The organism is Candidatus Phytoplasma australasiaticum subsp. ipomoeae (genome assembly GCF_024425275.1).
Lineage (GTDB): Bacteria > Bacillota_I > Bacilli_A > Acholeplasmatales > Acholeplasmataceae > Phytoplasma > Phytoplasma australasiaticum.
On record NZ_JALQCV010000003.1, the window covers coordinates 58,863 to 70,812 of the forward strand.

Here is an 11,950-nt window from a genome sequence, read left to right on the forward strand (position 1 = left end):
ATTTAAATTTTTTCCTTTTTTTTATAAAAATTTTAATTCAAAATAATAGGTTTAAAAATTATCCATCAAATTCAATTTTAAATTTAAGATAAATGAAACAATTTGTTCTTACTAATATTTTTAAAATTAATCTTAGCAATTTTATAAAAAATTGATAAACCATATTTTTCATAAATTAATTTAATTTGTTGATTGACTAAATCAGAAGCTCCTAAAATTAATTTTAAATTATTATCTTTCCCTAATTTTTCTATCTCTTGTAAGAATAAATAACGAGCAATAATAGAAGCAGCAGCTACACATAAAAATTTAGATTCAGCTTTAGTTTTAAATATAGAGATAGAATATTTGCGTTTCAATATCAAAATTGGTATTTTTGATATCTATTACAAACAGCCCCCCTCTAAACCGGACAAGCAAGTTTCCAAGCATCCGGCTTGCCATAATTTACCTTCTTACGAAGACTAACTTAATGTCACCACTGGTTAGTTGTTGATTATAATCGTCCTGTAGCACTTTAATGGATATTGCACAATAAATTACTGACTTCTTTTGCCCTATAAAGGTCGTTAACCTTCATCTTGGGAGGGCGATTAACTTAATTATTCCAAATTAAGTTTTACTCCTCCGACTACTAAAAAGTCGCTTTATCCTTGGGCCTAATGACTTTTATTTCATTATTAGTTAATTTAATAACTAACCTTTAGGATTCTCCAAGTTACTCTAAATATCAACCTTGATTCCTTAGGTGAATTAACCATTTTACTAATGGTGAGATTCCAGGTTTTTAATTGATAAACTATCCAGCCCAATTATTTTAGGTTGATAGTCTCTGGACTGCTCGTTTATAGTAGTTTACGAGACAGGTTATCAAATTACATCTTCTTAGCTTCTTAGGCCCTTTCAGGCTTATCCTTAAAATCATTCGGTGGCGGTATCTTCTTGACTAACTACTTCATCGCAAACCGCTTTTAAGAACTGCTGTAATTCTTTATTGTTTCCTTTAAAGAACCGTTCTTAGCCTTTCAGTGTTTATCGCACTGGTGATTGGTTAAATCACACGATATTTAGGCCTCTTTGGCGCCCATAATAGAATGATAAACCTTCGATTCCGTTTTTAAATAATTAAAATAACAAGATTCAGTAGCAAATTGATCGATAATCACTGAAGATGAAAATTTTAAATTATTACAAAATCTTAAAATTAATTTATTATATAAACAAGCAAGTATATGATTAAGATTGAATTTTTTCTTAATTAAATTATTATAATCAAAAGGTTGTAAAATTTCAAAATCATAATCAATATGTTTCATTAAAAAAGGAGCTATTTTAAAAATAGCATTTTTACTTAATAATTTTGAATCTTTAACATTATTTCGCAATAAAAAATCTACTAATTCATTTCTTATATAAACTATACCAACTACTATAGGTCCGAACACATCGCCTTTACCTGATTCATCAGCTCCAACATAATCGATATAATTTTGAAAATTTTCTCTCATTAATTAAAAAACTCCTTTTATTCCGTTAAATTTATTGTTATGAACCAAATAATTATAAAATATTAATAATCCTTTTAATCCTATGATAAAAATAGATTATTTACGTTTAAAAAACAAAATTAGTTTTTAATTGTATATATTCTTACTAAACACTCCCCTATAAAACCTTACAAACAAATATCTAAATTAATTTATTAAGCGAAGTAACTACTAATAAGTAATATTGTATTTCTTGAAAAGTGGTAAGATTCCAGGTTTTTTTCATTAACAAAATACCAGAGATAGAATGACATTTTCATTTTTTATCAGCCACTTGTTACTAGTAATGTAGATACGGATAAATTTAATTACTTGGTTTTCGGATTTTCCAAGTTACTCTAAATTTCTACCTTAATTCTTTAAATGAATTACCTTCCTTTTGAGAGGCTGATGCCAGATTTTCTTTACATGATAAACTACTAAATACTTTATCCATATATCCGATTAAAGCAACTTACAGAACAAGTGAGGCTATTTTTACATCAATTTTTCTTCTTAGGCCCTTTCAGGCTTCTCCATGGAATTATTTGGTGGCGGGTGTCATATTGACACTAATTGGCTTTCATCTCAATCCGCTTTTATGGTCTGCTGTTGTAATTAGTCATTCTTTAATTTAACCTACTGACCGTATCGTTTCAGGATTTATCTTCTCTGGATATTGGGGAAATCACACAATATTTAAACCTCTTCAGCGCACATCCCAATTAATAGGTTTTTTTTGATGATATTTTAAATATTCATTAGCACGAGAAAATGGCTTAGAACCAAAAAAACCTCGATAAACCGAAAGTGGTGAAGGATGACTACTTTCAATAATCAAATTATCTTTAATATTTAGATAACTTTTATAATCTTGAGCTTGTTTCCCCCACAAAATATAAACAATATTTTTTTTAAAAGACAAATAATTAAATATATTAATAGTAAAAATATGCCAACCAATATTTTTATGACTTAAAGAAAAACCTTCTTCAACAGTTAAAATAGTATTCAATAATAATACCCCTTCATAAGCCCAAGAAAATAATTGATTCGTAGAAGCTTTAATGGATAAATCATTTTGTAACTCAATAAAAATATTCTTTAAACTTTTAGGAGTATCCGAAGATAAAGTGCTAAAAGCTAAACCGTGAGCTTGATTAGGTCCAGGATAAGGATCCTGACCTAAAATAACAACTTTTACTTTGTCCCAAGGAGTACACTTAAACGCATTAAAAAGATTTTTTGGATGTGGCAAAATTTTCTTACCCAATTTATATTGAGTTATTAAAAATTTTTTTATTTTAATAAAATACTCTTTTTGTTGTTCTTTTTTGAGAATATATTCCCAATTTATATTAGGAAAAATAATATTATCACCCATATATAATAAACCTTTTAATAAAATAATAATCTAAAATAGCTAATTAAAGTTTTAAACTAAATTATCATTAGATGAAGATTCATCGAAAATAATAAAGTAAAATAATAATAAAATCATACTCCATATTAGTATATAAGTTATTTCATAAGGAATTTTAAAAGAATATTTATAAAAAATATTATGATAAGGAATTTTTTCTTCAAATTTTTGAACAAAAGAATTATTATCACCCTTCGTAGTGACATATTTTTCTTGAGTATTATTAAAAACTACTCTATGAATAATAAAACTATCTTTTAAATAAGCAAATTCAGAAGAATCTGCTTTGAATATAATTATATCTCCATCTAATTTTCCGGGATTACTTGTTTTTAAAAGTTTACATTTATCTTCATCTAATAAAGTAAAAAAAACTATATCATCAACACGCATTTTAGGTAACATGCTATCACTAGATACTCGAGAAAAATTAAAACGAAAAATTTTAGTAGTATTTTCTTTATCTAAAATTAAATTACATAATAAAAATATAACTAAAAAAAATAAAAATAGATTAAAAAAATAATAAATAATATTTCTAATTATACTTAACCTAAAATACCTTTTATATTTTATAAAGCCCATTATAAAATCACCATTATGCCCCATTCTTTAAAATTATTCTGAAAAAATTTCTTTATATATAAATATACATTCGCCAACAAAGGAGAAATAATTCCTCCTTGAGGAGAGCCTGATAAAGATTCATATTTGATGCCATCTTTCATGAAACCGGCTTTCAACCATTTGCTAATGATTGAGAGTGTTTTATGCTTTTTGATGAACTGATTTAAGGTTCTCATCAGAATCTCATGATTGATGGTATCAAAGTAACCTTTTAAGTCAATTTTGACAAGGTAATCAATTCCTTGAAATCTTGGTTTGACGCGTTTGATAGCGTCATGACCAGATTTTTTGGTTCTAAATCCAAAACTCCATTCTGAGAAGATATTTTCGAAATAGGAAGTTAAGAGTTGTTCCAGGCATTTTTGCATCAATCTATCTTTGATGGTCGGTATACCCAAAGGTCGGGTTTTTTTATTATCTTTAGGAATGAAGATTTTTTTTTGACTGGCTTTGGGTAGTAACCATTATTGACGTATTCCCAATGGTATCTTTTTAATCTTTCCAGATTGATTCCATCGATGGTTTTATTGTCAATTCCAGGTGTACCCGCCCCTTTGTTAGCGGCGATTCTATTGAATGCTGTTAACATGTTGTAAAAGTTATTCATTCCTTGTTGCAGATCTCTTTTTAGAGAGTAACCATTTGATGAACAATTTTGAATTCTATTCAATGTTCGTAAAAGTTTAGTTTCTGGTGAAACTGTTGTTGACATAATATATCAACCCCTTTTCCTGATACCATTGAATAACTAGTAAATTACTTTCTTCTTTCGCCCTATAAGGGTGATTAACCTTCTTCTTGATAAGACGATTAACTAGATTATTCCACATCTAGGTTTACCCTTACGACTACTAAAAAGATGTTTTATCCTTGGCCATCCAGACTTTTATTTCCGGATTAGTAAATTTAATTACTTAGTTTTAGGATTCTCCAAGTTACACTAAAATTTTACCTTAATTCTTTAGGGGAAGTATCCTCGTTAAGAGGCTGATTCCAGGTTTCCTTTATCTGATAAACTATCCAATACAAAATATAAATATCGATAGATTCTGGACTATCTGGGTAAAGCAACTTACAGATAGGTTCATTAATTACATCAATTTTCCTTCTTAGGCCATATCAGGCTTCTCCATCGAATTATTCGGTAGCGGAGTCATCTTGACTAATTTGCTTTCGTCGCAACCCGCTTTTATGGTCTGCTATAATTCAGTATTCTTTCGTTTACTAAACCGACCATCTCCTTTCAAGGTTTATCGGCCCTGGCTATTGGTTAAATAGCAGGAAATTTAGGCCTCTTTGGCGCCCCATCAAAAATAACAAAAATTACCAAAAATCAATAAAAACTAAAAAAATAATTAATAATAATTTTAAAATGTTTTCAAAAATTATTAAAATTTAACCAATACAATAAAAATACAAAAAATATTAAATCAATTTATACTTCAAATATTTTTTATACAATTCAATAATAAATATAGGGATAAAAGACAAAAACATAATTATATTAATATCCCAAAACGATAAATTAGCCAAATTAAAATATTTTTGGCAAATAGGAATAAATAAAATAATTAATTGCACTAAAAAACTTATTATAAAATAAATAATAAAAATCGGATTTTTTGTTTTAAGAGAAAAAATAGATTCTGATAAACTTCTAAAATTCCAAGCATGAAATAATTGTGAAAAAGCCAAAACCATAAAAGCAAAAGTTTGAGCATATTTAGCATTATCGACATCATGTATATAATATCCTAAAATAGCAGAACCAAAAACAATAACGCCCAACATCAAACCTTCGAAACAAATTTTATACAATGACGCTTTATTTAAAAAATTAATGTCTTTTTTAACCATGGAATTATTTATCATATTAGTCTCAGGCGGCTCCATACCTAAAGCTAAAGCCACTAAAGAATCAGTAACTAAATTAATCCAAAGTATTTGTAAAGTATTTAAAATAACAAAATCCAAAGGAAAACAAAAAAATCCCAATAAACTATTAAATAATATAAGACAAATTTCTCCCATATTACAACTTAATAAAAACATTAAACTTTTACGAATATTAACAAAAACATTTTGCCCTTCTTTAATAGATGTTACAATAGTATTAAAATTATCATCCATCAAAACAATATCAGCGCTTTGTTTAGTAATTTCAGTACCATTCAAACCCATAGCCAATCCTACATCAGCTTGTTTGATACTAGGCACATCATTAACACCATCACCAATCATAGCAACTACATAACCTAATTTCTGCCAAGCTCGAACAATTTTTAATTTATGTTCCGGAATAGTACGAGCATAAACTTTAATATTCGTCAAATTTTGTAATAATTTTTTTTCATCTAATTTATCTAATTCAGATCCATCGATTACTAAATCTGTTTTTTTATTTAAAATGTTTAATTTATTAGCTACTTTGATAGCTGTATAACGATTATCACCTGTAATCATAATAGTTTGAATATTAGAGTTATGACATTCCTGAATAGACTGGAAAACTTCCAATTTTAAAGGATCTTCGATACCTGTTAATCCCACTAAAATAAGATTTCGACGTAAAATATATAAAATTTCTTTAACAGAAATATTATCAGATAAAAACTGAGAATCAAAAAAATTTGTATAAGCGACTCCTAATATTTTATAACCTATTTTAGCTTGTTTATTTAATTGAAATTCAAATTCGTCTTTATATTTTGCATTTTTAATAACATTATTTTTTGTATTATTAATACAAATATAATATGATAAATCCAATAAAATTTCACCAGCACCTTTAACAATAGTAAAATATTTATTTTTATCTTTATATATAGTAATCATTAATTTGAACTCGTCATCAAAAGGAAACATTTTAATTAATTTATATTGTTTTCGTAATACATTAATATCAATATTTAAAAATTTAGCTAATTCCAAAAAAGAACGATCTACAGAATCTAATAAATCAAAACAAGAAATATTTTTTTCATTATCATGTTGAGCAATACTATTACATAAAATACCATAATTAATTAATTGTTGATAATTAGAAATTAAATTATCAGGAATTAATTGACTAGAATAATCAATATTAAAGTGATTTGAATAAACATATAAAAATTTAATTAATAATTTATTTTGAGTAAGTGTTCCTGTTTTATCTGTACAAATAACATTAATAGCTCCCAAACGTTCTAATGTTTTTAAACTTTTAACAATAGCATTGGATTTAGCAATTTTTTTTACTCCAAAAGCAAAAATAATAGTCATAATAGCTAATAAACCTTCAGGAATAACAGCCACAATTAAAGCAATGGAAGATAATAAATAACTACTTATAATATTCCAATTCAAACTATTGAAAAATAAATAATATTTTAAAATATTAAAAAGAAAATTTATAAAAATCAAAATAAAAATAATAAAACTCAAAATTTTAGTTAATCTTTGTAAATAAAATTCTAAAACTGTTTTTTCTTTTTTAACTGTTTGAGACAATTTAGTAATACGACCTATTTGCGTTCTCATTCCTGTATTAATAACTACAGCTTGGGCATTTCCATTAATTATAACAGTATTCATAAATAACAAATTTTTATTATTTAATAAATTTGAATCAATAACTTGAACGTTAGTATTTTTAGTAACTGAATTTGATTCACCTGTTAAAATGGCTTCATCCACTTGTAAATTATTAGAAGTTAATAGACGTAAATCAGCAGGAACTATATCTCCTTTATCTAAAAAAATAATATCTCCTGGAACTAAATGATCACTAACAACGGATTTTATATTAGATTCTCGTAAAACTTTGACATATATTTTAGTAGTTTGGGTAATAATATCAAAAGATTTATCTTTTTGATACTCATGAAAAACACCAAAAATAGCATTACCTAATATAATTAAAAAAATTAAAATACCTTCATACAATTCTTCTTGATGACGATTTAAAATACCTATAATTAAAGTAATAAACGCTGATGTTAATAAAATATATATAAAAAAATTATTAAATTGATTTAAAAATTTTTTTATTAAAGACTTAGGTTTGGGCTTGAACAATGTATTCAAACCATGTTCGATTAATCTAGATTGAACTTGTTGTTCTGTCAATCCTGTTTTTAAATTAGTTTGTAACTCTTCTACTAATAATGATATTTCAGAATTATAAAACAAAGAATTCATATATAACGAAAACCAAACCTTCTAAGGAATATGCCTAATAATTATTATTAATTTAAACAATAAAATTAATAAAAAAATTTTAATTATTGTCGATATAAAAAAATTAAAATCATTTTATTTGTTTAGGAATATTAGATTTAGTAACTCTAACTTTGGTTATAACTAAACCGTTATGAGATAAACCATCAAAAATCCAATCATTATACATTATTCGAATTTTTTCATTACTTTCTGGCATTCTACGCAATTTATCTAACATAAAACCACTTAAAGTATCATAATCATCTACTGGTAAATTAGCGTTTAAATATTCTTCTATATCACACAGATGAGCAGTACCTTTTATAATAAATTCTTGATCGGAAATTTTTACAATTTCGAAATCGTTTTTATCATATTCATCCTGAATTTCGCCTAGAATTTCTTCAATAACATCCTCAATAGTTACGATACCAGCTGTACCTCCGTATTCATCAACTACAATAGCCATATGTTTTTGTTTAGACTGCATTTCTTTCAATAATTCGCTAATATTTTTAAATTCTGTAATATAAAAAACTCGCCTTAAATAATGATTAATATTAAACTTTGAATAATTATTCTTATAAGGACGTTGATCATTTGTAACTAATAAAACCTTAAAAAGATCTTTAATATGAACGATTCCTAAAATCTTATCTAAATTTTCCATATAAACAGGAAATCGAGTATATTTTTCTTTTAAAATAAATTCTCTCAATTCATTAATACTAATATCATGACGAATAGCTACAATTTCTTTTCTATGACGCATAATATCTGAAACTTTAGTGGTATTAAAATCAAAAATATTTTGTATCATATTGTTTTCATTACTATTAATAACTCCTTGACTATAAGAAGCACTTAATAAAAAACGTAATTCATCTTCTGAAACAATATCTTGAGTTTTATTCGGATCAATTCTTAAACAATATAAAATGAGATTGCTTATTTGATGTAACAACCAAACAAAAGGTTTCATAAAAAAACAAACTAAATTAAACAAACCTAACAAATAATAAGCAGTTTTTAAAGGATAAATTAAAGCAATTCGCTTAGGAATAATATCCCCTAAAACCAAAGAAAGAATAGTTAATAAAATTTGAATTTCACCATGAGAATCATGATGCAACATATAACCTTGAATAACTGTTAATATATGAATAACTATTTGAATTACAGACAAAAAATGAGTAGGTTTAGATTTAATTTTTTTAATTTTTACGGCTTTTTTAATACCTTTTTCTATTTCAAGATCTAATTTGCTTTCACTTAAAGAAACTAAAGAAATTTCAATAGCTGACAATAAAGCATTGATAAAAATTAATGCTATGATAGTCAAAATAATTATACTCATTTTATTCTATAACCTCTTTCACATTTAACTGTAATAAAATATGGGTTATAAAAAATAAAACTTTTTAAATAATTATTTTTATCATCATTTTCCATATACGTTTAAATTACCTTATTCTCCTTTTTTTAATTTCTTCTTTTATCAAGAACAACTTTTAATAATTTTACCATAAATTCAAATAAAAGTAAAATCGTTAAATTCTAAATTCATTTTAATTACAATGTTTTTAATAAGCTCTAGCAAATAAAATAGTTTGATTTGCTTTTTTGTTAGTAACAGGACAAATTTTATTTAATAATTTTTCTTTTAAAATAACTCTAGCTGTTGCTCCTGTTTCTTTTTTGATAATATCTTCCGCTTCGTTAGCTAAAACACTCATCTTAACATATCCCTTTTTAGATAAATAAATTTTAAACTCTTCATAATTATTAGCAATATAAATATTTTTTTCCATACGTTGCAAAGCATTATCGAACATGTTTTTATGAATATTTTTAATCAAATTCGAGATATTTAACAACAATTCGGAAGCATTAATAACAAGTTTTTTTCGACTGTGTCTAATAAAAATGGTTACTTGTTCGTTTTGTAATTCTTGTTCTCCTATTTCTAATCTCAAAGGAACTCCTTGCAATTCATAATGACTAAATTTCCAGCCAACATTTTTATTTTGTATATCTAATTTAGTACGATATTTTTTAAACAATTGTTTATAATAAAAATTAACTTTTGTTAATAAAAGTGAATTATTTAATCTTAAAGGAATAATAACTATTTGTATAGGCGCAATATAAGGTGGCATCACTAACCCTTCATCATCGCCATGTACCATAATAATGGCACCTATTAATCTAGACGAAACAGCCCAAGATGTTTGATGTGCTAATTGCATAATAGAATTTTGATCTTGAAATTGAATTTTAAAAATTTTAGAAAAATTAGTTCCTAAATAATGAGAAGTACCTGCTTGCAAAGATTGACCGTCATACATTAAAGTTTCAATAGCATAAGTGATTAAAGCCCCTTTAAATTTTTCTTTTTCTGTTTTGATGCCTGAAATAAAAGGTATAGCTAATAATTCTTTACCTAATTTTTTATACAAATTTAAAATATAAAGAGTTTCTTTAAGAGCTTCTTGTTTAGTAGCATGAACTGTATGTCCTTCTTGCCATAAAAATTCTTTACTCCTTAAAAAAGGTTTAGTATTTTTTTCCCAACGGACTACGCTGCACCATTGATTAAATAATTTAGGCAAATCTCTATAAGAAGTAATAACACTCGAATAATACTTGGCAAAAATTACTTCTGAAGTAGGACGCAGAATTAATCTAGACAATAAAGGTTGATTAGCAACATTATCGATAATAAGAGTTTCAGGAGCAAAACCTTGAATATGTTCTTTTTCGAGTTGAAATAAATTTTCAGAAAAAAGTAATGGAAAATAAACATTCCTATGATTACTTTTTTTTAAATAATGATTTAAAAATTTTTGTATCATTTCCCACAAAAAGTAACCATTGGGCAAATAAATAAAAAAACCTGGTACATCAGAATAAGAAATTAATTTAGCTTTTAAACAAAGGTCTGTATACCATTGACTAAAATTAATATCACGACAATGAACCGTTTTAACTAATTTATTTTTCATATAATTTTTTCTTATAACCTTTTACAAAATAACCTTAAAATACTACAATTATTACATAATAAATATTTATTAAAGAATATTTTTACAATTAAAATTATCTTAATAGTATTAAAATATCGAAATAAATTAAATATTCCACCAAATTTAACATATTTAATATATTAAAAACTAAAAATAAAAATAAATATATTAATTAATTTTTTTTTAACAATTGAGAAAATAATTTAATTTGATCTGTTTTTTCCCAAGTAAATTGATCATTATTAATACCAAAATGTCCATATCTAGCAGTAATATTAAAAATAGGTTTAGTTAACTTTAATTTATTAATAATACCTTGAGGACTTAAATCAAAATTCTTATAAATAGTATCTAGAATTAAATTGTCATCAACATTACTAGTATTAAAAGTATTAATAAACAAACCAACAGGAAAATTTAATCCAATTACATAAGCTATTTGTAATTCGCATTTATCACAAATTCCCGAAGCAACAATATTTTTGGCTAAATACCTTAACATATACGCTCCGCTACGATCTACTTTAGAAGCATCTTTGCCGCTAAAACAACCGCCTCCATGATGCACTCCGCTACCATAACTATCTTGGATAATTTTTCTCCCAGTTAATCCGGTATCAAAACAAGGACCTCCTTGTGCAAAACTTCCTGCTGGATTAATATAAAATTTAGTTTTTAAATTGATAAATTTCGATGGAATAATAGGGTTAATGATGTATTTTATAATAGAATCTGAAAAATTTTTATTATTTTTAACAATATCACTATGATGACAAGAAACAACAATCGAATCAATATAACTAGCATTACCATTTTCATCATATATCATAGTTAATTGTGTTTTACCATCTGGTTTTAAAAAAGGTAAAATTTTATTTTCTCTTATTTTAGTTAATTGTAAAGATAAATTTCGAGCTAATATAAACTGTAAAGGCATAAAATAGGCTGTTTCGTTTGTAGCATAACCAAACATTAAACCTTGATCACCAGCGCCACCATTGACAGAAACAGCTTTATGATCGGGATAGATTAACTCGGTTTAGAAAGTGCATTGATAATTTAACTTTCATATTCGCAATTAGCCCCCCACAGAACCGGACAAGCAAGTTTCCAAGCATCCGGCGCCTAATATCTGATTACAGATA

The 11,950-nt window shown here is 25.7% G+C and carries 8 protein-coding genes and 1 pseudogene; all 9 read right to left on the reverse strand.

Going from position 1 to position 11,950, the window contains the following annotated elements; all coding sequences use genetic code 11:
* Nucleotides 1-83: 83 nt before the first annotated feature.
* The 9 genes and pseudogenes from NQK76_RS00980 to metK all read right to left on the reverse strand — a co-directional run bounded on the left by NQK76_RS00980 (nucleotide 84) and on the right by metK (nucleotide 11,835).
* Nucleotides 84-359, reverse strand: a complete 276-nt coding sequence (locus NQK76_RS00980; RefSeq protein WP_004995027.1) for a ribonuclease H family protein — start codon at nucleotides 357-359, stop codon at nucleotides 84-86.
* A 708-nt stretch (nucleotides 360-1,067) separates the two neighbouring features.
* On the reverse strand, nucleotides 1,068-1,508 hold the full coding sequence (locus NQK76_RS00985; RefSeq protein ID WP_004995028.1) for a ribonuclease H family protein: 441 nt from the start codon (nucleotides 1,506-1,508) through the stop codon (nucleotides 1,068-1,070).
* A gap of 727 nt (nucleotides 1,509-2,235) precedes the next feature.
* A complete protein-coding gene (locus tag NQK76_RS00990; RefSeq protein ID WP_004995031.1) occupies nucleotides 2,236-2,910 on the reverse strand; it encodes a uracil-DNA glycosylase in 675 nt (224 codons plus the stop codon).
* A 51-nt stretch (nucleotides 2,911-2,961) separates the two neighbouring features.
* A complete protein-coding gene (locus tag NQK76_RS00995) occupies nucleotides 2,962-3,558 on the reverse strand; it encodes a signal peptidase I (protein ID WP_004995033.1) in 597 nt (198 codons plus the stop codon).
* 23 nt (nucleotides 3,559-3,581) lie between these two features.
* A pseudogene (locus NQK76_RS01000) lies at nucleotides 3,582-4,288 on the reverse strand (reverse transcriptase domain-containing protein); the annotation flags it as partial.
* 713 nt (nucleotides 4,289-5,001) lie between these two features.
* Nucleotides 5,002-7,758, reverse strand: coding sequence for a cation-translocating P-type ATPase (locus NQK76_RS01005; protein ID WP_004995042.1), 2,757 nt, complete (start codon nucleotides 7,756-7,758; stop codon nucleotides 5,002-5,004).
* A 109-nt stretch (nucleotides 7,759-7,867) separates the two neighbouring features.
* Nucleotides 7,868-9,136: a hemolysin family protein gene (locus tag NQK76_RS01010; protein WP_004995043.1), complete on the reverse strand. Its 1,269-nt coding sequence runs from the start codon at nucleotides 9,134-9,136 to the stop codon at nucleotides 7,868-7,870.
* Between the two features lie 226 nt (nucleotides 9,137-9,362).
* A complete protein-coding gene (gene proS / locus NQK76_RS01015) occupies nucleotides 9,363-10,784 on the reverse strand; it encodes a proline--tRNA ligase (RefSeq protein WP_004995047.1) in 1,422 nt (473 codons plus the stop codon).
* Between the two features lie 193 nt (nucleotides 10,785-10,977).
* A complete protein-coding gene (metK, locus tag NQK76_RS01020) occupies nucleotides 10,978-11,835 on the reverse strand; it encodes a methionine adenosyltransferase (RefSeq protein ID WP_255872642.1) in 858 nt (285 codons plus the stop codon).
* Nucleotides 11,836-11,950: the final 115 nt, after the last annotated feature.

What these genes read in the sequence shown, in the direction of transcription:
- NQK76_RS01010 (WP_004995043.1), bottom strand. Translation starts at nt 9,136, where the DNA reads ATGAGTATAATTATTTTGACTATCATAGCATTAATTTTTATCAATGCT.
- NQK76_RS00985 (WP_004995028.1), bottom strand. Translation starts at nt 1,508, where the DNA reads ATGAGAGAAAATTTTCAAAATTATATCGATTATGTTGGAGCTGATGAA.
- proS (WP_004995047.1), bottom strand. Translation starts at nt 10,784, where the DNA reads ATGAAAAATAAATTAGTTAAAACGGTTCATTGTCGTGATATTAATTTT.
- NQK76_RS00990 (WP_004995031.1), bottom strand. Translation starts at nt 2,910, where the DNA reads ATGGGTGATAATATTATTTTTCCTAATATAAATTGGGAATATATTCTC.
- NQK76_RS00995 (WP_004995033.1), bottom strand. Translation starts at nt 3,558, where the DNA reads ATGGGGCATAATGGTGATTTTATAATGGGCTTTATAAAATATAAAAGG.
- NQK76_RS01005 (WP_004995042.1), bottom strand. Translation starts at nt 7,758, where the DNA reads ATGAATTCTTTGTTTTATAATTCTGAAATATCATTATTAGTAGAAGAG.